Origin of the sequence: Marinilactibacillus sp. GCM10026970, from assembly GCF_042660675.1 — a bacterium.
Taxonomy (GTDB): domain Bacteria; phylum Bacillota; class Bacilli; order Lactobacillales; family Carnobacteriaceae_A; genus Marinilactibacillus.
The window spans coordinates 33,410-59,325 of the sequence record NZ_JBHSUL010000011.1; the positions used below are offsets into that span (position 1 = coordinate 33,410).

A 25,916-nucleotide genomic window follows, 5' to 3' on the forward strand; every position below is an offset into this window, starting at 1 on the left:
CATTCCTTTTCTGTGGTGTAGACAATCTATAAATAGTAACGGTCTTTCTTTTCCTGATTTTTGTCCTTAAATTTGTCGTTATGAGAAGAGACTTGAGCTTTTTCTTCCGCCGATGGATCTAAAGCAAGCTTGATTTGGTTAACGGCATTCGCAGCATCATTGTAAGCGCCAGCTATCAGGCGAACTTTCCCCTCAAAATCTAATATGTCTCCAATGGCATAAACGCCTTCAACAGCCGTCTCAGCTTTAGAAGACCCTTCAATGTAGTAATCATCTTTCAGATTGAATTTCAAAGCAGGATCATGATGAAAATTCAGTTCATTATCGAATCCAATATTCACAATTAGTTCATCTAATTCAATCTGTTCGTCATAATCAGCGTGGTTGTTTCTGACACGAACTGAGTGAATATATCGCCCTGTGGGGTCAGGAATCAATTCTTTAACTAAAGTATGTGTATGTATCCTTGCGTCGGAATTTTGAAGCTTTCTAGCATTGAATTCATGAGCTCTGAACGTCTCACTTCTGTGAATCAAATGTACTTCCCCAGCTACCTCAAGCAAATCATTTGCCCAGTCCACTGCTGAATTTCCTCCGCCAACGATCACGACTTTCTTCCCTTTGAAATGGTTTAATCTGTATACATTATGATGTAAATTTGCTTCTTCAAAATGGCTATCGTACTGTAGAGGCAATCTTTTGGGATTAAACAACCCTCCACCTGTCGCAACGATGATTTGCTTGCTTAGAAAAATCTCTCCTGAATCGCTAACCGTTTCAAATAACTGATCTTCTCTTCTTTCAAATGTAGTGATTCTTGTGTTCAATACAACTTCTGGTTCAAACGTCAGACCTTGTTCAACCATTTGATCAATGAGCCGTGCACCTGTAAGCGCTGGTAGCGCACCAATATCCCAGATCAACTTTTCAGGATAAAAATGTACTTTCCCACCGAGAGATTTTTGAGTATCAATGATACGCACCGTTAAATCACGCATACCTGCATAAAAAGCTGCGTATAATCCAGCTGGACCTCCGCCAATAATCGTTATGTCCTTAACTGTCATGATTCAACGCTCCTTTTTCTGAACTATTCTTCAGTGAGAATGATTATCACTTGCAACTTAGTTATAGCATTCACAAGTTGTGGTGTCAAGATATACCTAAGGCTTTCACAACCTTATATCTCGATACATCTTTCTTTTTTTTGGAACTGCTTATATAATCTGTTAGAGAGCTGAAAAAGAGCACTAGTCTTTTTTCTAAACGAATTTAACCTAACCCCATTTAAAGAGGTGCTAAAATGAAAAAAAGAGAATTCGTGATTCAAGATTTATTAAGTAAGATCTATCAGGAACAATTCAAAGATGGTAAATTACCAAATCAGCGCACGATGGCCGAGACTTATCAAGTTTCAAGATACACGATACAAGAGGCCATCAAAACATTAGAAGAAATTGGAATCGTTCAAACGATTCAAGGATCTGGTATGTACGTGAAAAAGCAATTTCAGATGAACCCCTTGATCTTTAACACATTGACTAGAACGCCCTATGAACGGATTACTTCACGTGTCATTTCACTCCAAAAGAAAAAATCTACCCCTGAAGAGGAGCAGATTTTTCAACTAACGGATTCTGAAGAAATTTGGACATTTGAACGGGTTCGGATTGTTGATTACAAGATTGAACAGATTGAGCGTTCTAAAATGCCTGTTTCCATGTTTCCTGATTTAACGGAAGAGATTATTGAACAGTCGATTCAGGAGTACGTATTAAGCAAAAAGTTCGCTATTTCCCACTACATTACCAGTTACAGTCCAGTGACTCTTTCCAAAAATCAATCTGAGCTACTGATGTGCAAACGCAATACTCCCGCTATGAAAATCGAGAATAGATGTTTACTGAATGACGGGCAAGTGTATGAGTACAGCGAGCTTACCGCAATTGATTATGCTTGTACTTATATTACGCCATTTGATAAAAAAGGACATCAAGCCCGTAGAACAAATATCTAATTTAAGGTGTGAATAACGTTCCATCTGGTAAGCGGCTTTGAGTCCATTCATGCGGACGATAAACGACGGGGAATGATGCTGCAAGTTCCTCGTCAAATCCAACGCCAATTCCTGGACGATCAATTGGATAGAAATAGCCTTTAACCGGTTCTGGAGCATCTTTGAATAGGGCTTTTGTGTTTTCTTTTAATTCTATATTTTCTTGGATTGCCGCATTGTGTAAGTGAATATTTAAATGTGTATTCACTGCCAGTCCAATAGGAGAAATGTCAGATGGTGTGTGCCAGGCCACTCTAATTCCATAGGCATCACATAAATGTGCAAGTTTCAATGCTGGTGTAATCCCTCCAATTTGCGAGATATGAACCCTTAAGTAATCCAACTGATGATTTTGAATAATGGATTTCCATTCCATTGGGTTATTGAATAACTCACCAATTGCAATGGGTGTAGCTGTCTGACTTCTTACCTGACTTAACCAATCTGTCTGGTCGGGAGGTAAAATATCTTCCAAGAAATAAAGATTATAAGGTTCAGATTTCTTGGCGAACTGAACAGCTTGGTTTGGATGCAGTCTTTCATGAACATCATGTAACATCTGGAACGAATGTCCATACTTTTCATAAACTTCTTTGAACATCTTAAGGGTTGTATCCATATAGTCTTGCTGATCAAAGTAACTGCCTTCAATGGCTTGATCAGGTGCTTGAATACTTTCTGCTGTTCCACCATAAAATCCTAATTGACAACGAATATAACGGTAGCCTTCTGACATGTATTGGTCGATTTGTTCCGTTAAATCTTCCATTGTATTTGCCACTGCATGTGTATATGCCGGAATCGCTGTTCTAGAGCGTCCTCCAAGTAATTGGTAAAGAGGCATATCAGCCAGTTTTCCTTTAATGTCCCAAAGTGCCATATCCACTCCAGAAATAGCATTATTTAAAACGGGCCCATTGCGCCAGTATGCATTCACGTACATTAACTGCCAAATATCTTCAATTTCATTGGCATCTTTTCCTACTAATAAAGGTTTCAAATATTCGTCTACGATTGATTGAACGGCTTTTGGTCTAAATTGGAAAGTTGCGCATCCAAAACCAGAAACACCTTTGTCAGTCTCAACTTTTACAATGACCAGATTATGTCTGTCCGGTCTAATACCGTAACTTTTGATATCGGTAATAATAGTGGGTTTCAAATCACTACTTCCTCTCCTGCTAATCTTTGATCTATTAATATTAGAACATGAAGGATAGAACGCTGTCAATTTGGACTGATAAACAGTCTATTACACCATTAATACCATTCCAATTAACATCACCTACCTTTACAAACCTTTACGTATCAACGTTTTTAAACAAATCTATTCAGTTTAGGACTGGTTTACGGATAGTTTTTTATTTGTTATGATTCTAACTGTAAACGGACACATCCAATAGGGAAAGGAAGAGGTATATGAAACATCATGATGTTGCGAAACGCATCATTGAAAATGTAGGGGGAAAAGAGAACATCCAAAATGTCTGGCACTGTATGACGAGATTGAGGTTCAAACTAAAGAACTACGATATCGTAGACCATGACGCCTTACTAAAAGAACAAGCAGTTGTCGGTACAAATCATAAAAATGAACAACTACAAGTTGTCATTGGAACAAATGTAACCGAGTACTACGAAACGGTTGCGTCACTTTTAGGAATAGACACAGAAGAATCTTCAGCTGACTCTGGTTCAAATGAGCCTGCTGAACGCAAGGGATTAATTTCCACTTTCATGGATATCGTTTCAGGCGTATTTGGACCAATCGTTCCAGCTATTGCTGGTGCTGGTATGATCATGGGACTGATGTCAGGGTTAAGCGCACTAAATATTATCAGCAATGAATCTCACACTTATATCGTTATTGATATGATCTCAAAAGGTGTCTTCACCTTTTTACCTTTCTTTGTAGCTGCATCTGCTGCAAGAATATTCAAGACCAATCAGTATTTGGCGATTGCCATAGCAGCAAGTCTGCAAGTACCAGCTATGACCAATGCCGTAGCAGAAGGTGTCATTGATCAGTTCAATTTGTTTGGATTTTTACCAGTTCCAGTCTTCAGCTATGCAGGAACGGTTATTCCAATCATTATTGCAATCTGGGCGTTAAGTTATATTCACCGCTTTATCGATAAACTTCTTCCTGAAGTACTCAGAACTGTATTCACTCCAACCTTATCTTTATTTGTAACAGGTATTTTAACGCTCGTCGTTATCGGTCCTGCTGGTATTTACTTAGGTAACTGGCTAGCTGCTGGTGTTGAATGGCTGTTTGGTGTTTCTCCAATTTTAGCAGGAATTATTGTCGGTGGTATTCGACCAATTGCAGTCTTCACTGGTCTCCATCATGCAATGACGCCCATTGCACTTCAAAACTTTGCTAACCAAGGATACGACATGCTTATGCCAATGATGTTCATGGCAAACATGGCTATCACTGGTGCTACTGCGGCAATGTATGTAAAACTAAATACCAAAGAAGAAAAGAGCGTTGCGCTTTCTGCAGTCGTTTCTGGCTTCCTTGGAATTACAGAACCTGCATTATTCGGTATTCTGACTAAAAACGCTAAAGCATTTATTGCGGCTACTGTAGGTAGTTCTATCGCTTCTGCATTTATCAGCTTTTTTGGTGTTAGAATCTACGGTTATATTTTATCCAGTGTATTCAGCTTACCGGCTTATGTCGGAGAATATTTCATCTTTATTATTATCGGTATGATCATCGCATTGTCCGTTTCGTTTGCGATCACTTACGTACTTGTACCTAAAACAACAGAAGCATCAAAATAATTGATTTACAAATAGACGTCCTTTTTAGTTGAGAGTAAAAAGGACGTCTATTTTTTGTCGAAAAAATAAGCTTAGCTACCCACATCATTGGGACAGCTAAGCTTTTTCTATGTTAACTCTGGTTATTGATATAAGTTGTTAAAGCCTCTTTTGTAGGTAAGCCTTCGTTATCTCCTGCATTTTGAACCTGTAAAGATCCAATAGCGTTTGCATGTCTGGCTGCTTCTTCCCAGCTCAAGCCTTCTAAATAAGCATGAAGAATGCCGACTGCAAACCCATCTCCAGCTCCGACTGTATCGACAACTTTCTCTACTTTGAAACCAGGGACATTAACTGATTCCTGACCTTTTTCAGAGACAAAAGCGCCTTGACTTCCACTCTTCGTAATCACAATTTTAGCACCTTTTTCATGATAGAAACGTGCAATATCTTCAATTTCTGAAGAACCCATTAACGTTTCACCCTCAGAAACACCTGGTAGAACAACATCAGCATAAGTTGCCAGCGTATTCAAGACTTCCAGCATTTCTTCTGTTGAAGACCAGAGTGCCGGTCTTAAATTTGGATCAAATGTAATAAAAGTACCCGCTTCTTTTGCTTTTTTCATCAAATGCTCGGTCACTTCTCTTACAGATGCACTCAATGCTGGCGGAATTCCTGTTACATGAAGGACTTTGATTTGGTCAAAATCGATTTGATTTACATCCTCAACTGACAAAGTAGAAAAGGCACTTCCTTTTCTGTAGTAAGCAGTGTCAGGATCATCGTCTTTCACTTTGTTTTTCAACATCAGCCCTGTTCGATAAACTTCATCAAATGTAACATAATCTGTGCCGATTTTTTCTTTTTCAAGTGCTTCATAGATATACTCACCAATTGGGTCTTTACCCAGTTTTGAAATATATTGGACTGTATGTCCCAATCTTGAAAGACCGATCCCTACATTGATCTCTGCACCCGCAACCGATTTGTTAAAAGAAGTGGCTTCTTTCAATGACCCGTATTCTGTTGCAGAAAACAACCCCATCGGTTCTCCTAGTAATAGTACGTCTGTCATTCAGTTCGCCACCTTATTTGATTTCGTTATATTTATCTACAAACTTTTTAGATATTTCAGTAACACTGACGTAGCCATCGCTCGCAAGATTTTGTGTCAATGCACTACCAATCCCCACTGCCCAAGCACCATTCGCAGCCCATTCATGCATGTTATCTAGACTGACGCCGCCTGAAGGCATCATTTCAACTTGAGGAATGGGCCCATGAACATTTTTGATAAACGCGGGTCCTAAAATACCTCCTGGGAAAACTTTAACAACTTCAACGCCTGTTGCCATAGCACTTGTAATTTCTGTTACAGAGGCACAACCTGGTAAGTAAGGTACGGCATAAGTATTACAGACTTTGGAGATTTCAGGAACAAAGTTAGGGCTAACAATAAATTCTGCACCGGCAATAATTGCAATGCGTGCTGTAATATCATCCATAACTGTCCCTGCTCCGACAACCATATCTGTTCCTTCATATTTCTTCGAAAGGTCTCTAATGGATTCATCTGCTTGCGGTGTCGTAAATGTTACTTCAATATTTTTGATGCCGCCATCGTACACTGCTTCAGAAATTTCTGTTGCTTCAGTAGCAGAGTTTCCTCTGATGACTGCAAATAAATAATTTTCTTTTAACTGTGTTAAAATTGCTTGTTTCTTAGTCATAGTTGCCTCCTAATAGTTAGCGTTTTCTTAATATTTAGTATACCTTACTCGGTATACTCACTCAATAGAGATTGGTCTCTTAAAGGAACAAAAAACCAATCCAATTTTTCTTTTTATTTTATATTTAAAAAGAAAATAGCCCTAGACGTTTGCTAGCGCTACTTTCCATAATTATTGGGATCTGTTTGGTTCAAAATAAGCTTTAGCATTGAAATAGCAGATATTTTGGATTAACTTTTTCAACAAGCTTTCTTCTTTAGGAAACTTACCTAACTCTACTTGTTCACCTACATAGTTACATAAAATCCTTCTAAAATAGTCATGCCTTGTGTAAGAGATGAAACTTCTAGAATCTGTTATCATTCCGACGAAGTGCATTAGCATACCATGATCCGACAATGTTTCTAACTGTCTAAGAATTCCTTTTTCAGTATCATTGAACCACCAACCAGATCCAAATTGTACCTTGCTCTTAATTCCTTGCTCATTGGATTGGAAATTCGCAGCTGTACTAGCTACAATTGCATTGTATTCTGGATTCAAGTTATAAAGTATCATCTTAGGTAAAGCTTCTTTTTTATGCAAGGCATCTAATAAACAATTCAAATTCTCGGCGAGATATGACTGGTCGGCAATGGAATCCGTTCCAGCATCTGCCCCATATTCAGTAAATAACTGAGTATGCGCATTTCGAACTGCCCCAAAGTGAATTTGCATGACCCAATCTCTTTTCGCATACATACATCCCAAATCAACAAGAAGTCTAGTAATCCATTGGTTACGCTCAATTACTGTAAGAACTTGATCCTCTAAAATTTTTCTGTAGATGCGTTCAATCTCTTCAGAAGTTGTTTCGGTGTAAACCAATTCATTTAATCCATGGTCTGACAGAACCGATCCATGTTTATCGAAATAGTCTACTCTAGTTTCGAGTAATTTAATAAATATTTTATAAGAACTGGCTTTTTGTTCACAAGCTTCTTCCAATTTTTTTACTGTATGTTTTTTTAATTGAAAATATTCATCTGGTCTGAATGCAGGAATAACAGTAACATCAAATGAATCATCCTCAGCAATCTTCTCATGAAACTCAAGCGAATCTAAGGGCGAATCTGTTGTTCCGATAAACTCTACATTAGATTCTTGAATGAATTTACGTGCTGTTAACGAATCACATTTCATTTTTTCATTGATTTCATTGTAAACTTGTTCTGCATTGTCACTATTTAGTAGTGCTTCAATACCAAAATACTTTTTCAATTCTAGCTGTGTCCAGTGAAATAAAGGATTGCCAATCGCATTTTCTGCAGTATTGGCCCAAGCTAAAAATTTTTCTTTCGGACTAGCTGATCCAGTCACTTTCCCTTCAGAAACGCCATTTGCACGCATCGCTCTCCATTTGTAGTGATCGCCTGAAAGCCACAACTCTGTGATATTTTCGAATACGTGATCTTTTGCAATTTCTTCTGGTGACAAGTGACAGTGGTAATCAAATATAGGCAAATCTTTAGCGTATTCATGAAACAAGTGTTTAGCCGTTTCATTATTCAACATAAAATCTGCATGTACAAAACTCATCCTAGATTCTTCCTTCCTGATCTACTTTTTACGCTATTAAAGTATACTAGACACCTGAATAAGCGTTGAATCCTCCATCAATTGGCAGAACTACCCCATTTACGAAACTTGAAGCCGTCTCATCCGTAAGGTAGAGTACGCCTCCTAACAGTTCTTCAGCTTCTCCAAATCGTCCCATAGGAGTATTGGATAAAATTTTATTTGCTCTAGCTGTAGGTGTGCCATCTTCATTAAATAAAAGTGCACGGTTCTGGTTACTAACTAAAAATCCAGGTGCAATAGCGTTCACTCTAATGTTTACATGAGAAAAATGTACGGCTAGCCATTCCGTGAAATTAGAAATCGCTGCCTTAGCGCCTGAATAAGCAGGAATCTTCGTTAACGGTGTGAATCCATTCATACTTGAGATATTCAGAATACTAGCGCCTTTTTTACCAATCATATCTTTAGCAAATACTTGCGTAGGTAAAAGTGTACCTAGGAAGTTCAAGTTAAAAACAAAAGAAATCCCTTCTTCATCTAAATCAAAAAAGGTTTTGACATCTTCTAAACCAGTTTTTTCATGGAATTCATTATCTGTTGTAGCTTTAGGGCTATTTCCACCTGCTCCGTTGATAAGGATATCCGCGGTTCCCATATCTTTTTCAATTTGATTTCGAGCATCTGTGATACTTTGTTTTTTCAATACATTACACTCGTAAGCAAAGGCTATTCCACCTGATGCTTTGATTTCATCTGCATTTTTTTGAGCAGCTTCTTTATTTAAATCTAGTAAAGCTACTCTCGCGCCTGCATCTACGTAGGCTTTAGCAAACTGGGAAATCAAAACACCCCCTGCACCTGTCAATATTACTATCTTGTCTTTGAAATCGTGCTTCATCATTTCGTTTACGCCCCTTTTTATCGATTCTGATTTACTATTTTAATGTTCGCTTCGTATAATCCATTCAGGTAAGTCGCACCTAGTGCACGGTCATAAAGTCCATATCCCGATTTTCCTTCTTCTCCCCAGATCATTCTGCCGTGGTCTGGACGGATCGACTCTTCAAATCCATGTTCTACTAGAGCTTTAACAACTTCAAACATATCTATTGATCCTTTTTCGGACAAATGAGCTGACTCTTGGAATGACTTGCCTCCGGTCAATTTCACATTTCTAGCGTGTACAAAGTTGACTCGGTCTTTCTCTAACATATCTCTCAAAATTTCTACAGCATTATTTTTAGGATCAGAGGCAAATGAACCGACACATAAGGTTACGCCATTATATTTGCTGTCGTACAGTTTGATGAAACGGTTCAATGCTTCTTTTCCTGTAATGATTCTGGGTAATCCAAATATACTGTATGGAGGATCATCTGGATGAATGGCCATTTTTACGTTAGCTGCTTCTGCCACGGGTATAATTTCTTTAATAAAGTACTCTAGATGACTCCATAATATTTCTTCATCTACTTCTTTGTATTCATCCATCAGTTGATTGATGCCTTCTTCTGTATAACTTTCATCCCATCCTGGAAGTGAAAGTTTTCTAGGATCCATCTTATTGACTTCTTCTTCTTCAAAAATCAAGGCTGTAGAACCATCTTCAAGAGGATAGGCTAGATTTGAACGTGTCCAGTCAAATACAGGCATAAAGTTATAGCATACTACCGGAATACCCGCTTTTCCTAGATTACGGATGGTCTCTTTGTAATTATCGATATATTGATCTCTAGTTGGTTTCCCAAGTTTAATATCTTCGTGAACTGGAACACTTTCAATCACAGATAATTCTAGACCTGCAGCTTCAATTGTCTGTTTTAAAGATTCAATTTTTTCAAGCGGCCACACTTCTCCAACTGGGATATCATAAATTGCAGAAACGATTCCTTTCATATTCGGTATCTGGCGTATATACTCCAAAGATACGGAGTCATCTGTTCCGTACCATCTAAAACTCATCTTCATACTTTTTTCCTCCTATTATGGTTATTATCATTGCAATCTGCTAAATCTAACATTAGCTTTCAATCAATAAAAGGTGCGATGTTCATGACCGCATGGCTTAGCCGGTTATTCCATCACACCTCCTATCAATAGCGCACATTACCGGTACGCATGTTTATTCTGATGCAACTATTTCATTCCAAAATGATCTGTACTTGTCCAACGATCTTTCAAGCTGTGTGCAATCATTTTAGGTTTTCTTTCTCTTGTAAAGACACCTTTTTTATTGCCATCAATTCTTCTGATAAATGGCAGTGTTTCAAAGTCTGCAAAGTTCCAGATATGCTCTCCTATAAAGTAAGGTAGCTGATCGATTACTTCAAATTGCGCTTTAAAGAAATTGACTTGATATTCTTCTGTATATGGAATGTCATGGATACTTCTTAAGCCTTGAATCGTATCCACTCCAAATTCTGTAAACATGATTGGCTTATCAGGATACTTTTCACGCCATTTTTCTATTTCCTCTTTTAAGTGAACTTTTGCAGCATCCAGATTCCCATGGTCGATATACCAACCATAGTAACGATTCAAACAAATAACATCTACAAGGTCTGCTAGAAGGTCTGTGTCCGGAGTTGCATTCACGATATTTGGAATAATGACAGGTCGGTCATTCCAATCCAATTCTCTAGCAAGGTTGATCAGTGGCTCAAAGTACTCTCTGGCACCATCTTGATGTGCAGCAGGCTCGTTTCCTACGGCCCACATAACCACACAGGCATGGTTTTTATCTCTTTCAATCAATTCTTCAATAACTTTTTTATGATTATCGAAAGATTCTACGATTTCCCAAGTATTACCGGCTGCCCCTTGATTTTTAGATACATCTGGATTGAATCTAGAAAAAAGGCCTACTCCAGGAACCTCATCGATTACCACAATCCCCGCTCTATCAGCCATTCTCATAAATTCTTCCGCGTAAGGGTAGTGAGCGGTACGAAGTGAATTCGCACCCATCCATTTCATTAGGTTGAAGTCGTAATTGTACGCTGCTTCATTCATTCCTTTACCAAGTACTGGGAAGTCTTCGTGCTTACCAAAGCCTTGAAAATAAAATGGTTTGTCATTGATCAAGAATTGGTCATTCTCTATTTTAAATGTACGGATTCCAAAGTCTTCCGTATAGGCATCAATTATTATCCCTTGTTCATCTTTCACTTTGACTTTCAACTTGTATAAATAAGCATCCAGTGGTGCCCAAAAGCGTGTATCTTCCAAAGTCATCTGATTACTAGTCGTTTGAAGTAAAAGCGTATCTTCTTCATCGTATAATTCTAATTCAAGTTCTTCATAGTTACCGATAACTGAAACATCCGGTTCAATTGTCGTTGTTTTTCCTTCTACATTATATTTCACTACAATGTCTTTTACATAAGTGTGCGGTGTAGAATACAACTTCACTGGACGATGAATTCCGCTGTAGTTGAAGAAGTCGAATAGAGGCAATACTTTCTCTTCTTCATCATTTTTTATGTGAACCGCATTCGGTAAGGTTGAAGAATCTAGAATACTGGAAACACACACTTTGAGATCATTGTTTTCTTGCATTAGAGATTGGTCTAATTCAACTTCAAATGGAGTAAAACCTCCAATATGTTCTACAATCAGTTTTCCGTTGAAATAAACTTTAGCAGTATGGGATACCGATCCAAAACGCAAAACCAAGCGCTGACCTTCAAGTGTTTGAGGAATCAACAGATTTTTTTCGTACCAGATATCTCCAGCATAATCTCTTAGTTTTGATTCTGTGATCTGATCATTGAATGATGCCGGCACAGCCATGGTGATACTATTCGGTAATTTTTTATTTGGATCCACTACTTGCCCTTTTTCAGGAAGTAAGAAATTCCAGGTTCCTGAAAGATCGATCAATGTTCTTGTTGTCGTTTGAATTGGAAATAGCATACAATTCCTCCATTAAATCTTATTAGTTTTTAGTTTCTAACGCATAAGCTTCGTTATCAATTCTTTTGAACCATGGGTACCATAGAATAGGTGATAAGACAGTATGAATTAAAATTTGCATAATAATGATGGTCCAATGACCGCCAACAGACGCGTGGAATCCTAGAGGGAGACCAAAAATTGCTTGTGCTCCGATGACTCTCTCAACTAAGCCAATGTTAGTAACAAAATAAGCAATCAGTAGCGAAATACTATTATTTGTTATAAAAGGAACAGCCATTTTGAAGTTTAAGACTAAAGGTGTCCCAAAAATGATGGGTTCTGTAATACCAAACGAAGCGGGGACAATTGATAACCTACCCATTTCTTTGTAGCGCTTACTTTTCGCAAAATTCATTAGTAGTGCCAAACCAAATGCCGAACCTCCCCAGCAGATAATATTGACAAACGAAGCCGTAACAATATGTGGTAAAGGTTGCCCCGCTTCAAATGCTTCAAGATTTTGAAGATTCAAAGATAACCATAAGGGAGTAACCACTGGCGCAATAATATTTGTTCCATGCATACCTAGGAACCAGAGTAATTGCTGGAACGCAATAATAGCTGCTACAGCCCAAATTGAACTCCCCACACTTTGAAGTGGTGTTTGGATGAATTGAAAAATCATTTGATGGATTGTACCTAATTCAGTAGAACTAAATCCCCAAGCAATCGCTCCTGCAATTGTTCCTAGCAAGAATGTAGGAATCAACGCTTCAAATGTTTGGGCAACCATTGGTGGTACACCTTCTGGCATCTTAATTGTCCAATTTTTGTCTTTTATAAATGCATATCCTCTACCTACAAATAATCCAACCAAAATAGCAGTAAACATACCGGAAGTTCCAATCCATGTTACTGGGAGCGCTGTAGTTGAAGATTCTTCGACAACGATGGAGCCTAATGGTGTTAAGATCAGGAAAAAAAGCAAACCAATAATTCCTGCGGAAACACCATCTTCTTTTCGCAATTTCTTTACTAGATTTCTCGTAATCAAAAATACAAGATACAACGAGATTGATCCAATGGTGAAGGTATTGACTGTTGAAAATATTGGCGTCAACCCAACCTCACTAAAAAACTCAGCTACACTTGGAATGGGGAATGCAAGGAAAATAACTACGATTGAACCAAAAATCATTAATCCTAGAATAGACATCATGGATTCTGAAACAGCTTGTAAATATTTATTTCTTGAGATTTTTTCTGTAACACCTCTAGTTTTTGTAAAAAACGCTTCTGATCTATCTTTCATTATCTCTTCTCCTTGAAATCAAATTATTTGTTTGCTTCAATTAACTCTAATGCTGTATTTAAAACTTTTTCGCCATTCATCATGCCGTAATCCATCATGTCAATCGTCGCTATCGGAAGATCATATTTCGCTTTCAAATCGCTCTCAGCATGTGCCATTTGCGGCCCTAGCATAATGACATCGATGCTATCTGCAAATGTATCAATACTACTCTCAGCTGTAGCTTCAATAACTACATCTACTCCTTTTTCACTTGCTACTTTTTTCATTCTTTCTACTAACATACTTGTTGAATACCCACCTGAACACGCTAATAATATACTTTTAGTCATTTTATTTTCCCACTCTCTCTTTTTTGTCTGCTATCATTTCTACTGCTAATTCTACAACTGTCATTGCATTCATTAGATGATCTTGTGCATGGACCATCAATAAGTTAATTTCTATTTTTTCCCCTCTTGTTTCAGCTTGAATCAGTTTTGTCTGTACTTTATGGGCGATCCCCATTGCTTCTTTCGCTTCAGCTAATTGAGTATCTGCTAGTTCAAAATTCTGTTCTCTACTACTTCTCACTGCCATTAATGCCTTTGATCGTGCATTTCCTCCGTGAACAATGATTTGCATAATTTCCTGCTCGTTATTCATTACTAAGCCTCCGTTATTATTTCATCTATGATCTTTATAAATTCTTCAAATGTCTGTGCCCTAATCATTCTTGCAATTAGTTTTTCGTCATCCATCAATAACGCTAGAAATCGACTGATTTCTTTATGCAGGAATAAGTGTCCTTTTTTCAAATTAATTAAGAATATAATTCTGACTTCTCTTTGCTGCCAGTAGATAGGCTTTTCTAATATGGTTACCCCTACTGTGTTATGCTTTGCTCCTAAACTGATTGGATGTGGTCCAGCAATTCCCTTATCATATATTGTCGAGAATCGTCGCTCTCTTTCCATTACCAAATCTGTAAAATCTTCAGAAGCAATTTTATTTTGAACCATTCTATCGGATTGTTCTCTAATCATCTCTAAATATTGTCTATTTTTTTGTATATTGAAATATGGTTCAGTAAACAAATCTCTTAATCCCAAAACTCTTGAATTCATCTTTCTAGCAGAAATTTGCTGTGTTGTTAAATCTTTTATATGTTTGATCTCTCTCTCATCAAGAAAATTCTTTATCTGAATGATTGGAACACCTTGAAATTCTTTTTCCATAGGAATTGTTGATAAAAATAAATCAGGGAGCTCTTCCTTAAAGGCTGCTATATTTCTGTTTGAAACCGTCATGATCAGAGCACTTGAGAATAATTTCTCCAACTTAAGCCTAATGAGATGTGCACTCCCTCCACCAGTTGAACAAATGACAACGATTCGCTTCACTTTATCGAGAAGAAGTTGCTTTTCTCCCTCAAAATGAGCTGCTAGATGGAGGGCAATATAACCAATTTCATCACGAGTCAATGTATAACCGTACTTCTCTTCGATCAATTCACCAAATCTAAACGAGACAACCAGAACGTTCGTGTACTTTAGCTTCATTTCATCTACTAGTGGATTTTCTAGCTGTAAATTGTAATAGAGTCTTTCAAGTAAAGGATATATATGCAAGGAAAGCCCTAAGATTAGTTCTTGATCATTAGAAAAATTAGTTAGAAATTCTTCATCGAGTATGTCTAATATTTCTTTTAAATCTTTAAACAACCGATCTTGACTTCTGACTTTGATTTCTTTTGTTTTGGATTTGGCACTGAAATGAGCCGCTAAAAAATCGACTTCTGCTTTTGGTAATTTCAATCCAAATTCTCTCTCTATCCAATCCGCTAGTTCCAAAGCTGTTTCTTCAAAAATTTCATCTACACGTTTAATTTTAATTTGATCTTCCTTGATATAATTGTTCTGCATCGCTCTAAACAAAATGATTTTTAGGTGAGTATACAGATTTTCGAATATAACTTCACTTACTGAAATTTGTTTTTGATCAATCAAACTTCTTAAAAACTCACTTAACTTTTCCGTTTCGCAATTTTTCAGAAAATTCTTATATTGAGCAGTGGGCTCTAAATACAGCTTAGAGTGTAAAACGTATCTGGAAAAAGCTTTTCTCGTATTCCACTCTTTTCCTTGTATCTTCAGACCATAATGTGGCCTCTTAACAAGTTCCAACTGATATTCTGCTAGTTTTTCCTTTACAGCTACTAAATCTTTAGTAACGGTAGAACGGCTTACAAGTATGCGTTCAGCTAATTCTTCCAGCGTGATATATCCATCTGCTTGAAGAATATGAAACAAAATCGCCTCTAAACGTTGATCCGAATTCAAGACGTCAATCTCGCAGCCCAGTTCGTCTTGATACTTTGTAAACAGTTGTTTGTCTAGAACTGAAAGGATGTAGCCTTTTCCTTTTAGTAACTCAATAATAAATCCATGTTTTTCACTGGTAATCATAGTTTCTTTAATAAGCTTTCTAATGGTACTTTCAGAATAACCCAGAGTTTTTGCTATATCGGATAAACTAATCGGTTCCTTGCAGTCCAATAAGAGATCAACTAGTATTTTTTCTCTCATTATTTTTTCCACCCTCTTCTTAGAGTCGATTTTGCTTACTCATAGATATCTACAAACCAAGTATATAAAACGCTCTCATTTTTTAAAAGTTTATAATTGAACAGTTTAACTTACAAAAAAAAACAGTATCTTCTATTTCCTTAAAAAAGCCTTTAACCTATCTGATCATATTAATGATCAGGTAGGTTAAAGGCATCCTTTTCAATTAGACATGCTTGACTACTTTATACACTACTAGAAGATTTGCGTTTTAGATAATAAAGCAATTTTTGAAGATCATCGATTTGTTCTTGGAGGCTTTCTCCAATCGTTGTATCCTTAATGAGCTTTCTTTCAAGTTTACCATCAATAATATGCTTCAGACTTGTTTCGTCTTTTTGTTTTTCAAATAGCGCCTGAACCGATTCGAATGGCTGGTGCGTTACAATCTGAAATCCATAAGAATTGTTGATCAAGGAATACCCTGCGATACCGGTTGATTCCTGATAAGCCGCACTCATCCCCCCATCAATCACAACAAGTCTTCCATTTGCTTTGACAGGTAATTCTCCTTTTTTGGCTTTAACAGGTGTATGTCCATTAATCACTTTTGCATCCCTTGAATCAAGGTCAAATGTATTTAAAATATCTGTCATGACCTTTTCATCATCTCGAAGTTTGAAATAGGGGTTACGATTCTCCTGAGCAACCGATTCATCCTCGATATAGTATCTTTCAAAAGTCGTCATACGGTCCCTTCCATACAAAGGTGATTTTTTACCAGTCCACGAATACCATAAAAGATCTGTAGCGTAGTCTTCTGTTTCATGTCTAGAAGAAGCAGCCGTTCGAATATACTCTTCAAACTTATCGAGCATATCTTTCCCTTTCAAAGACACCCCTTCAAAAGTAAATGAGTCCAGTTCTCCAGACTCTGTCAAAGGAATACAGCCATGATAAAGTAATTGTCCATTATAGACTAAATACATACTGCCTTTTTTTAGAAGAAACTTCATATATCTGACTAATTTTTCAGATTGTTGAAAACTCTCTAGTAAGGTTTGAACAATATGTTCTTCTTCTGGAGTCAATTGATAAGGATCGTTTTCTTGAATTTGATTCACTGGAAACTGATTCAAAGGATATTGTTTACCGTCAAGTGTGATGGCTTCCTTATCCAAATCAATCTTGTCTAGCAGTAGTCGATCATTCATATCAAAATCCGGTCTTCGCTTGATGATTTGTCCTTCAAGTTTGAATTGAATGATGGCAAGCGCCTGATGCACTTTCGTTAACAATTCTTCGCTTTCTTCCTGGAACGTATTGGTTGGTTCAACAACTTTTGGCTTGAAGTTTTCGTGAATTCCATACTGTTCTTCCGCGAAAAGGAAAAGTGGTCGGAGATTTAATCCATAGGTCTTTTCTAATTCGAATAAATAGCCATACCGTGCAGCGATTCGAAGCATCGTGATCAAGTTCGCTTTAGATCCGTACATTGCACCCATCCAGAGAATATCGTGGTTTCCCCATTGAATATCAACAGAATGATGTGTCATCAGTCTCTCCATGACAACTTTTTCTCCGCTCGCTCGGTCAAAGATGTCTCCGACAAGATGCAAATGGTCGATAACCAGTCTTTGAATCACTTGGCAAAGCTTGATCATAAAGGTTTCTGCTTGTCCTAAGCTGATGAGTCTGTAAAGGATATTATTATAATAAAGATCCTTTTCATTTTGCGATAAATCCGTGTAAAGCAATTCTTCAATTACATAACTATATTCTTCCGGTAAGGCTTTTCTGAGCTTGGAGCGCGTATATTTAACGGCACAGAATTGCATGAAATCGATTAGATCTCTGATCATCTGCATATACCAGTCTTTATCCTGTTGTTGCGCGTGTTTGCTATTTTTTAATGCTTGTTCGGGATAACTGATAAACAAGTTGAACCAGTCCATTTTTTCTACGGTCCAGTCTTCACTAAAAAAGCTTCCGATTTTTTCTCTTAAATTTCCGGCACCTGTTCTGAGAATATGATCGAATGCTTGATCAGCACCATGAACGTCTGACAAGTAAAGTTCTGTTCCTTTAGGGAGATTCTGTATCGCTTCTAGGTTGATCAATTCCGTATAGATGGCTTCTGGATGTTCGAATTTTTCATTTAATAATTCTAAGTACTTATTTTCTCTCATATCATACCAGCCTTTTTGTTCGTTCTTTTATTCGAGTATCATTTCAAATTGAATAATATACTACTTTAATTTTTCTCTTTATAGTACAACATGTATACTTGCTTTTAGTCAATTAGATACTTTCTTAATGGACTAATAGACTCTTTTAACTGTTCAGCTACTAGATTCGCTACTAATTCGGCACCTTTTTCACTGAAATGAGTATCATCTATTAAACCATCAGGATAATTTGAATAGCGATTTTTATCTAGATGTAAAAAGCATTCTTTTGATTCCTCTTTACCCATTTGTTGAAAATTGGCTACTGAGGATTGATGGACGTCCAGCAAGGGCACTTCCAACTTCTTCGCAACATCTCTAACAGATTTTGGATACTCTCCTAACGATTGTGGATCTATTTTATAGTTTTCTAAAAAGACTCTTCTCGTAACCGATGTCAGGAGTATAGGGTAAGCATCTCTTTTTCTAGCAACTTCCACAAAATAGGCTAAATTTTCTTTGTACGCCTTGTCGTATGCAGCGTATCTTTTAGGATCTTCTCTTTTTTGATCATTATGTCCAAATTGAATCAATAAAAAATCTCCAGGTTTCAATTCAGCTTCTATAACATCCAACCGACCTTCGTCAATAAATGATTTAGTACTTCTTCCATTAATCGCGTGGTTACTGATGTTTACTTCTTCTAGCAAAAAATTATGTATATACTCTCCCCAACCAGTCATCGGTTTTTCATGATCCTCTTTAACTGCTGCTGTGGAATCTCCTACTACAAATAAAGTTGGGTAGTCAGTTTCTTTTTTCATATTCATTTTCCTCCTGTAGGATTATATAAAGACTTTTTATAATTATAACAGTATCCACTAACTTTTTTTATTCAAAGTACTCCTTACTATAAGCATTTGAATCACGTGGTGGGAATTAGAACGTAAAGAAGCTACTGTACATTTTTAAAAACTATACAGTAGCTTCTTTTAAATCACCTTATATTATTTTATAAATCTTGAATCCTTGTTCGATTCACATATTTCTCTTTATTCATTCGTTTACGTGTGAGGATATAAATTACAATAAGGATCAGTGTCGGGATATTTGAAAGAAGGAAGATGGTTAACGTGGTTAATATTATAGATATTGTTGTCCCACCTGATTCCATTTCTCCATCCTCTTCCTCGAATGAGATGACCCCTGTTTCATCTTCCGATAACTCATAGGTTTCCTCTGAATCATCGTACTCGTTTACTTCTATGACTTCAATAGAAGTTGTTTCTTCGTGGGACGTTGTAAAAGAATAATAGCTAGCAATACCTATAGTAGTCATTAAAGCGAATAAAAAACTTAAGAAAGGTAAGATCAGTCCTGGAAACTTACTGTCCATCTTGGACAGATATACTTGTAGAAAGACGGTGCCGCTTACTATTGCTAGCATGATAATACTAGGTAACATTATTGCTACAATATTTGTCATTTAATTGACTCCTCTTTTATATGCTTTATAAATCTTGAATCCTCGTTTTATTAACTTGATTAGATTTCTTTGTTTTATCTCTCACACTATAATAGATGGCTAGACATATCGCTGTTGGAACATTAAAAATAAAGAGAGCAAATACACCCATAACTATGTATTCTCCTGTAGATGTATCGTCGTAGATTGGTTCACTTTCGAATACTTCGGTTACTTCATTCCCCTCGTCATCTATGTAAGTTACACTCGATTCTTCTATAGTATAGCCACCCATAGACAAAATAGGTAAAAACGAGCATATGAAAAACATAACAGGGATCACTAGTCCCGGCCATTTTTTCTCTGATTTCGATAAAAAAATCTGCAGCCAAATACCTCCTGCTAATAAAAGTAATGCCACAATAGAATTAAGCCCCATGTTCATTTTCCTCCTTTGTTTTACGGTATTCTGAGATTAGTAGCTTAGCTGTATTGAAATCCAGTTTATCTTCTAATGCCAGTTGTTTTATTGTGGAAATGTAAGTATCTGCCTGCTGCTCTTCATTCAGTTTGATTTTTTGAATCAATCGATCTAATCTTAATCTGACTGTCGGATAGGTCACACTATATTCCGCTGCGACTTGTTTCAGTGATCCTGATGCAAGCAGAAATCGTCTAATAAACTGGATATCTTCATCGTCCAACTTACTGATCCATTGTGGAATGATGTCCATTACCGTTCACTCCTTTAATAAAATTCAACCTTCATTCATTTTTTTATTTAATAAAGTTATTATATTCTTTAATATTATTAAAGTAAAGTATAAAAAAGATTCGACGCATGATAAATCACGTCGAACCTTTTATAATACTATAGGCTGAGGATGCGATTATCTCGCACCACCTCCGCCTCCACCCATAGCGCCGCCACCGCCACCGATAGAAGTAGAGCCTCCAGCCCCTCCAGCAGCATTGTAGCCACCACTTTGCATACCTGATGACATACTGTTAGAGAATCCATACATTCTATGGTAACCACCATAGAATACAGGATAGTGTGCTACCCACTCCTGGAATTGTTCTGGATAAAGTTCTTCCAGGCTTTCTACAATATCTGATCCTTTGCCATACAGCGTGGCCCAGATAATAAAGTCTACCCAAGGTAAAGTTTGTCTGTAGGCCAGTGAATCATCCGATTCTAAATCATCTAAATGATTTCCAAACTGAGTGATTCGATCAAACAGTTGGTCGCCTTCTCTACTTGCTTTTATAAAGCTAGATTCCATTCCCATAAATCTAATGGAGTCCGTCTCCAGATAGCCTTTTTTGATCAGAATTTCCTTGGACTCTTCCTTGATGTCACTTGCAAGACTACCTAATTGTTTAGCATTCTTTTTGGCCCAGTACTTCATATCATCCTCTGTGATCTTACCACTAAGATCTGATGCCGATTCCAAAATTCCCCATACTCTTCTTTCAAAGGGAGCCATTCCTTCTGAATGTTGTTCTATCAACTCTATAACCGTTTTTTCTTTGTTGATCCAGCCCTCTTTCTCTTGAGTATGAATCCTGATTTTTTCTTCTTTTGACCATTTCAAGAGATACGCAAAAAAGTAATCTTCAAAAGTCCCCTGTTGAAGTTCATTTAAGAAATAGGCTACATCAAAGATATCCCCGTCTTGATATGGAATATCTCCATAGGTTTCGTTTTTGTTCTGGACTCTACGTGCATATCCTGTGACCATTTTACCTGCTTGTTTCTTACGTGACTCCAGATTAATAAAAAGCCCAGCCAAAGCAACAGGTATCCCGACTACAAAACTAATTAAGGCAATTATAGCACCTGTACTCATACTTTCAGCTTCATTATACGTTGCACCATCTTGTGAACGTTCCAGTTGCTCTTCTAACGTCTGATCTAATGACAATCCTGCTGCGAATGGAGATTCAGGGAACTGCATTAAAATGACCAGTGAATCATTTGAATCCAATCCCGTTCTAGCGGAAGAAACCAGTTGTCCGTTATCTAATTCCACAATTCCATCGTAACCAAATCCCCAAATCAATGTGTTCTCTTGGTTGAATTCAATTGGCCCATCAATCGTTATACTGACTGCTTCTGGCGGGATATCACCAAACGTATTGAAATCCCAATTTAATGCTTGTCCGTCATCTAGTTGACGAACTAAATCAGTCACTGTATAGGTTAATTCATAATCATTCAAGCCGTATTCTCCGATTCCCCAAATGAGTTCTAATCCATTTTCCGTGCTCATTCCGTAGGTACCTGCTTTTTCTTCACGACTATTATCAAAATCCCAATCTGGATTGTACGTATATCCTTCCACATAAAAGTCTTTGACTTCTGAATCATTCAAGTTTTCCATATTGATGAATAACTCTGTTCCTTCAACCATATTCATTTTTCTATGCTCTGTTATAATACCTGAGCCATCTTCTTGAAGTTCAACTTCGATTTCCATTGACGGCATTGTATTCTCTTCTTCTGCTGCATGTACAGTTTGTCCTCCAACAACTACACCAAAGCCGACTAAACCTATAAAACAACCCACTAGTTTTCTCATCTCTTTTTCCTTTCTTTTGTTTTCTGATTCCATCTTACCAAAAGAAATCTCCCTTTCATACGGACCTAAGACTGATTTTTCGGATCATCTTAACTAATACTTAGTGTTTTCTGTACTGTTTTTACGATTATTACCCATTCCAGTTTCCAGGGCTCCACAACGTTCCATCAAGTTCTCCCTGTAATTGTGTTTTTCGTTTTTCTTGTTCTTCTATTGTCTCGATGGTCGCTTGAATGAGTGCTTTCTGCTTGTAATCTCTGCTACTTTTGAATAAGTCCGTTAATTTGTCCAGTAGCCATTCTTGTTCTTCCATGCATTCAGTCTCCTTTACGTTTTCTTATCCACCTTTTACTGATGCGTTTGGTCGATATGCATCGTAAGCTCATCTAATTCCATTCGATTATCTTCTAATAATTCGATTGCTTTCTCGACTACAAAAGAACTGTCGTCAGCGTCAAGTGTCTGGTGATCAATGGTTTCCAGTTCCTGAATCATCCATTCTTCCCTTGAGCGCAAAGAATCCGGTCGGTCAATCGTCAACCATTGCTGATACCTGATCAAGAGTTTCATTTTTTCATCTTCTGTCATATAGGGAAACTGGAAAATCTCTAGCGGCTTCAAATAGTTCATGCCGGTTTTTCTAGCAACCGCTTGATAAGGCTTGGTCAATTCACTGATGCTGAACCCTTCTTGCCCACCTGTTTGATATTCTTTTTCTCCTACACCGATAACCAGTACTAAACCAAATTCTTTTCCTTTTAACTGATATCCTCTGTGACCAAATGCAAAGTGTTCTTCTAACACTTCATCCTGCCAGTGTTTCAGCAGTGGCGGTGAAGAGTACCAGTAAAAGGGGAATTGAAATAAGATTCTGTCATGTTCTTTTAATAAGGCTTGTTCTCTTTGTTTATCGATTTTGCCGTCTGGATAAGTTTTTTCTAGATGATGTAACGTAACGTTTTCTGACTCTGGAAATGATTGAACCAGAAACTGCTGACTACTCGATTCATCTAATTCTGGATGTGAAATAATGACTAATGTCTTCACTTGTATGCTCCTTTAAATAGTTGGTAAATCCTTTTATTTGATGATCTTTCCATTAATAGTATAACAAATTCCTTTTTATAACACCTTATTATTAGAACTTATAGTATAAATGAATTACAATGAAAATGATCATGAAGAAGGAGGAAGTAAAAAATGACAATGAAGAAAATCATCAATAATCCAGATCAGATAGTAGATGAAATGCTAAATGGTTTAGTCTTTGCGTATGATTCGATTGTAGAACGGATTCCAGAAACGATGGTCGTCCATCGGAAACATGAAAAAAAAGGTAAAGTTGGCCTCGTCAGTGGTGGCGGTAGCGGTCACGAACCTGCTCATGCTGGTTTCGTAGGACAAGGTATGCTATCTTCAGCAGTGGCTGGACAAGTCTTTACATCTCCTACACCAGATCAAGTATTAGAAGGTATTAAAGCTGCTGACGAAGGCGAAGGCGTCTTTTTAGTTATTAAAAACTATACTGGTGATGTTATGAACTTCGACATGGCGAAAGATTTAGCTGAGTTAGAAGACATTGAAGTAGAATCAGTTGTTGTAGATGACGATATCGCAGTAGAAGATAGTACCTTCACAGCTGGTAAACGTGGCGTAGCCGGAACTGTCCTTGTGCATAAAATTCTAGGAGCTGCTGCTGAACAAGGCATGTCTTTGAAAGAAATCAAAGAGCTAGCTGACAAAGTCGTTCCAAATATTGCTTCGATTGGACTGGCATTAAATCCAGCTACAAATCCAGAAGTCGGAAACCCTGGTTTTGAATTAGCAGCTGATGAAATCGAATTTGGGATCGGTATACACGGAGAACCTGGTTACCGTCGTGAAAAACTACAACCTTCTAAAGAATTAGCAAAAGAACTGGTGACGCAACTGAAAAAAACATGCGATTGGTCTTCTGGAGACTCATATGCTGTTTTAGTGAACGGTATGGGCGCAACACCATTAATGGAACAATTTGTATTTATGAATGATGTGAAACAGTTGCTTGTGGATCAAGAAAGCTTGAACCTAGAGTTCCGTAAGGTTGGAGACTATATGACAGCAATTGATATGGAAGGTGTTTCTCTTACAGTATTGAAGTTAGAAGATCCTAAGTGGGTAGAATATCTAAATGCTCCTGTAAATGTTATTGGCTGGTAAGATCAAACATAAGAAAGGAAGAAAAACATGGTTGAATTAACTACACTAAAAAAATGGATTGAATTATTTGCAAAAGAAGTAACAGAAAACAAAGAAACCTTAAATAAACTAGATTCTGATATTGGTGACGGTGATCATGGTAGTAATATGGTCCGTGGCGTTACTGCTGTTAAAGAAAAAATAGATGGTTCTGAGTACGATAATTTATCTGATTTTTTCAAAGACGTTGGAATGACATTAGTCAGTAAAGTTGGTGGAGCTTCAGGACCCTTATATGGATCTGCCTTCATCTCTATGGCGAAAGTTGCAAAAGACTCTGATGACCTCGCAGAACTCATTGAAGCAGGTCTTGAAGGGATTCAAAAACGTGGTAAAGCTGAATCTGGTGAAAAAACCATGATCGATGAATGGGCACCAGTTCTTGAGGCTATAAAAGGAAACACTTTGACTTCAGAGGTAATCCAAGAAAGTCTACAGAAAACAAAAGATATGAAAGCCACTAAAGGTAGAGCTTCTTATCTTGGTGATCGCTCTGTTGGTCACTTAGACGCCGGCGCTCAATCTAGTGCTTATCTGTTCGAAACTCTATTGGAAGCGGGTGTTGTAAATGGGTAAAGAAATCGGTATGTTAGTCGTTTCACACGTCAATGAAATCGCAACGGGTTTATCTACACTGCTTGACCAAGTCGCTCAACATGTGACGATCAAAGCAGTCGGTGGAAATGATGGGGAAGTCGGAACGGACTACGCTCGTATTCAAGAAGCGATGGATTCATTTGAAGAAGACAAAGTTTGGGCATTCTACGATTTGGGTAGTGCCAAGATGAACCTTGAAATGGCGATGGAATCTTCTGATAAAGAAGTCAGACTATTCGATACGGCCTTTATCGAAAGTGCCTACACAGCTGCGTCATTGATTCAAGCTGATGTCGGAGAAGATGCAATTGTTGCCCAGTTAGATGAATTAAAAATCAAAGAATAACTAGAAAATAAGCCCTCTGATAGTCAGAGGGCTTATTTTTTATCGTTTTTCTTGTGTTATCCATTCCTGAATCTTCTCCGCTACAACTTCTGGAGATAGTTTGGTATTGTTGATTCTCAAATAACGGACACCTTCAAGTTTTTCTTCTACTTCACCTTCAAATGAATTTAGTCGATGCTTTTCCATACTGGTACGTAACTCGTTTTCAGAAAAAACAAGATCTCTTTTGGAGGGCTTTTCTTGTAGTCTAAGTTCCGTTTTATTTCTATCAAGTCTTTCTTCAAGTGCCGCTTCCAATTCCACTAAGTACACTTTTCCATCACACTTCAAAAATATATCGGAAATTTCCTGTAGAAACTCCAAGTCTTCTGCTACATCAAAACCAACAAGTACGGTGAATATGATACCTTGTGTTTGATTGGTTTTTGTATTTTCTACGAATGCCTTAAACAATTGCTTGCGCATCCAGTCGGACAACTCGAATGTTTTTTTGGTATATCCTAAAAACCTCGCAAAAATATCTAGCGTTTCATGATTGAATAAAAGCTTAGCATCTATTTTCTTTTCCAAAGCTTTTCCTACGGTCATTTTTCCGACGGCTTGAGGACCTACAAGTAAAATTAAATCCATATAGTTCCTAC

The 25,916-nt window shown here is 37.4% G+C and carries 25 protein-coding genes and 1 pseudogene; 5 read left to right on the forward strand and 21 right to left on the reverse strand.

Going from position 1 to position 25,916, the window contains the following annotated elements; genetic code table 11:
* Positions 1-26: 26 nt before the first annotated feature.
* On the reverse strand, positions 27-1,067 hold the full coding sequence (locus tag ACFP65_RS04020) for an NAD(P)/FAD-dependent oxidoreductase (protein WP_379916118.1): 1,041 nt from the start codon (positions 1,065-1,067) through the stop codon (positions 27-29).
* 236 nt (positions 1,068-1,303) lie between these two features.
* Between ACFP65_RS04020 and ACFP65_RS04025 the strand changes: the two genes are divergently transcribed.
* The gene (locus ACFP65_RS04025) at positions 1,304-2,017 is read left to right on the forward strand and encodes a GntR family transcriptional regulator (RefSeq protein ID WP_379916120.1); all 714 of its coding nucleotides are present in this window, start codon (positions 1,304-1,306) and stop codon (positions 2,015-2,017) included.
* A gap of 1 nt (position 2,018) precedes the next feature.
* Here ACFP65_RS04025 and ACFP65_RS04030 read toward each other — a convergent pair whose 3' ends face one another.
* Entirely contained in the window at positions 2,019-3,218 is a 1,200-nt protein-coding gene (locus ACFP65_RS04030) for an enolase C-terminal domain-like protein (RefSeq protein WP_379916122.1), read from the reverse strand.
* Between the two features lie 257 nt (positions 3,219-3,475).
* Here ACFP65_RS04030 and ACFP65_RS04035 point away from each other — a divergent pair.
* Positions 3,476-4,825: pseudogene (locus ACFP65_RS04035) on the forward strand (PTS transporter subunit EIIC); the annotation flags it as partial.
* Between the two features lie 136 nt (positions 4,826-4,961).
* Here ACFP65_RS04035 and ACFP65_RS04040 read toward each other — a convergent pair.
* The 18 genes from ACFP65_RS04040 to ACFP65_RS04125 all read right to left on the reverse strand — a co-directional run bounded on the left by ACFP65_RS04040 (position 4,962) and on the right by ACFP65_RS04125 (position 23,141).
* Complete coding sequence (locus tag ACFP65_RS04040) at positions 4,962-5,906, reverse strand: sugar kinase (protein WP_379916124.1); 945 nt, start codon at positions 5,904-5,906, stop codon at positions 4,962-4,964.
* A gap of 13 nt (positions 5,907-5,919) precedes the next feature.
* Positions 5,920-6,561 (reverse strand): bifunctional 2-keto-4-hydroxyglutarate aldolase/2-keto-3-deoxy-6-phosphogluconate aldolase, encoded by a 642-nt coding sequence (locus ACFP65_RS04045; protein ID WP_379916126.1) that lies wholly within the window; start codon positions 6,559-6,561, stop codon positions 5,920-5,922.
* 171 nt (positions 6,562-6,732) lie between these two features.
* Complete coding sequence (gene uxaC / locus ACFP65_RS04050) at positions 6,733-8,139, reverse strand: glucuronate isomerase (protein WP_379916128.1); 1,407 nt, start codon at positions 8,137-8,139, stop codon at positions 6,733-6,735.
* Positions 8,140-8,185: 46 nt separating this feature from the next.
* Positions 8,186-9,022 carry an SDR family oxidoreductase gene (locus ACFP65_RS04055; RefSeq protein ID WP_379916130.1) on the reverse strand — a complete coding sequence of 279 codons (837 nt, stop codon included), beginning with the start codon at positions 9,020-9,022 and terminating at the stop codon, positions 8,186-8,188.
* Positions 9,023-9,039: 17 nt separating this feature from the next.
* The gene (locus ACFP65_RS04060) at positions 9,040-10,089 is read right to left on the reverse strand and encodes a mannonate dehydratase (protein ID WP_379916132.1); all 1,050 of its coding nucleotides are present in this window, start codon (positions 10,087-10,089) and stop codon (positions 9,040-9,042) included.
* Between the two features lie 168 nt (positions 10,090-10,257).
* The gene (uidA, locus tag ACFP65_RS04065) at positions 10,258-12,036 is read right to left on the reverse strand and encodes a beta-glucuronidase (RefSeq protein WP_379916134.1); all 1,779 of its coding nucleotides are present in this window, start codon (positions 12,034-12,036) and stop codon (positions 10,258-10,260) included.
* Between the two features lie 22 nt (positions 12,037-12,058).
* Positions 12,059-13,330: a PTS sugar transporter subunit IIC gene (locus ACFP65_RS04070; RefSeq protein WP_379916136.1), complete on the reverse strand. Its 1,272-nt coding sequence runs from the start codon at positions 13,328-13,330 to the stop codon at positions 12,059-12,061.
* A gap of 23 nt (positions 13,331-13,353) precedes the next feature.
* Positions 13,354-13,662 (reverse strand): PTS sugar transporter subunit IIB, encoded by a 309-nt coding sequence (locus tag ACFP65_RS04075; RefSeq protein WP_379916138.1) that lies wholly within the window; start codon positions 13,660-13,662, stop codon positions 13,354-13,356.
* Position 13,663: 1 nt separating this feature from the next.
* Positions 13,664-13,975, reverse strand: a complete 312-nt coding sequence (locus tag ACFP65_RS04080; RefSeq protein ID WP_379916140.1) for a PTS lactose/cellobiose transporter subunit IIA — start codon at positions 13,973-13,975, stop codon at positions 13,664-13,666.
* A gap of 2 nt (positions 13,976-13,977) precedes the next feature.
* Positions 13,978-15,897 (reverse strand): BglG family transcription antiterminator, encoded by a 1,920-nt coding sequence (locus ACFP65_RS04085; protein ID WP_379916142.1) that lies wholly within the window; start codon positions 15,895-15,897, stop codon positions 13,978-13,980.
* A gap of 224 nt (positions 15,898-16,121) precedes the next feature.
* Complete coding sequence (locus ACFP65_RS04090) at positions 16,122-18,065, reverse strand: fructose-1,6-bisphosphatase (protein WP_379916144.1); 1,944 nt, start codon at positions 18,063-18,065, stop codon at positions 16,122-16,124.
* Positions 18,066-18,169: 104 nt separating this feature from the next.
* Positions 18,170-18,868, reverse strand: coding sequence for a rhamnogalacturonan acetylesterase (locus tag ACFP65_RS04095; protein WP_379916146.1), 699 nt, complete (start codon positions 18,866-18,868; stop codon positions 18,170-18,172).
* 188 nt (positions 18,869-19,056) lie between these two features.
* Positions 19,057-19,530 carry a hypothetical protein gene (locus tag ACFP65_RS04100; protein ID WP_379916148.1) on the reverse strand — a complete coding sequence of 158 codons (474 nt, stop codon included), beginning with the start codon at positions 19,528-19,530 and terminating at the stop codon, positions 19,057-19,059.
* A 25-nt stretch (positions 19,531-19,555) separates the two neighbouring features.
* Positions 19,556-19,948 carry a hypothetical protein gene (locus ACFP65_RS04105; protein ID WP_379916150.1) on the reverse strand — a complete coding sequence of 131 codons (393 nt, stop codon included), beginning with the start codon at positions 19,946-19,948 and terminating at the stop codon, positions 19,556-19,558.
* Complete coding sequence (locus tag ACFP65_RS04110; RefSeq protein ID WP_379916152.1) at positions 19,938-20,243, reverse strand: DUF2089 family protein; 306 nt, start codon at positions 20,241-20,243, stop codon at positions 19,938-19,940. The genes ACFP65_RS04105 and ACFP65_RS04110 overlap by 11 nt, the downstream gene beginning before the upstream one ends.
* Positions 20,244-20,399: 156 nt before the next feature.
* Complete coding sequence (locus ACFP65_RS04115) at positions 20,400-22,094, reverse strand: DUF2207 domain-containing protein (RefSeq protein ID WP_379916155.1); 1,695 nt, start codon at positions 22,092-22,094, stop codon at positions 20,400-20,402.
* Positions 22,095-22,224: 130 nt separating this feature from the next.
* Positions 22,225-22,407 carry a hypothetical protein gene (locus ACFP65_RS04120; protein WP_379916157.1) on the reverse strand — a complete coding sequence of 61 codons (183 nt, stop codon included), beginning with the start codon at positions 22,405-22,407 and terminating at the stop codon, positions 22,225-22,227.
* Positions 22,408-22,442: 35 nt separating this feature from the next.
* Positions 22,443-23,141 (reverse strand): NAD(P)H-dependent oxidoreductase, encoded by a 699-nt coding sequence (locus tag ACFP65_RS04125; RefSeq protein ID WP_379916159.1) that lies wholly within the window; start codon positions 23,139-23,141, stop codon positions 22,443-22,445.
* 159 nt (positions 23,142-23,300) lie between these two features.
* Between ACFP65_RS04125 and dhaK the strand changes: the two genes are divergently transcribed.
* Genes dhaK through ACFP65_RS04140 form a run of 3 tightly spaced genes read left to right on the forward strand, consistent with a single transcriptional unit; the run spans position 23,301 to position 25,275 of the window.
* Entirely contained in the window at positions 23,301-24,293 is a 993-nt protein-coding gene (gene dhaK / locus ACFP65_RS04130) for a dihydroxyacetone kinase subunit DhaK (protein ID WP_379916234.1), read from the forward strand.
* 27 nt (positions 24,294-24,320) lie between these two features.
* Positions 24,321-24,908, forward strand: a complete 588-nt coding sequence (dhaL, locus tag ACFP65_RS04135) for a dihydroxyacetone kinase subunit DhaL (protein WP_379916161.1) — start codon at positions 24,321-24,323, stop codon at positions 24,906-24,908.
* Positions 24,901-25,275 carry a PTS-dependent dihydroxyacetone kinase phosphotransferase subunit DhaM gene (locus ACFP65_RS04140; protein WP_225744751.1) on the forward strand — a complete coding sequence of 125 codons (375 nt, stop codon included), beginning with the start codon at positions 24,901-24,903 and terminating at the stop codon, positions 25,273-25,275. Before dhaL ends, ACFP65_RS04140 begins: the two co-directional genes overlap by 8 nt.
* 39 nt (positions 25,276-25,314) lie before the next feature.
* On the opposite strand, the gene ACFP65_RS04145 is transcribed toward ACFP65_RS04140, so the two are convergent.
* Complete coding sequence (locus tag ACFP65_RS04145; RefSeq protein ID WP_379916163.1) at positions 25,315-25,905, reverse strand: hypothetical protein; 591 nt, start codon at positions 25,903-25,905, stop codon at positions 25,315-25,317.
* Between the last annotated feature and the right edge of the window lie 11 nt (positions 25,906-25,916).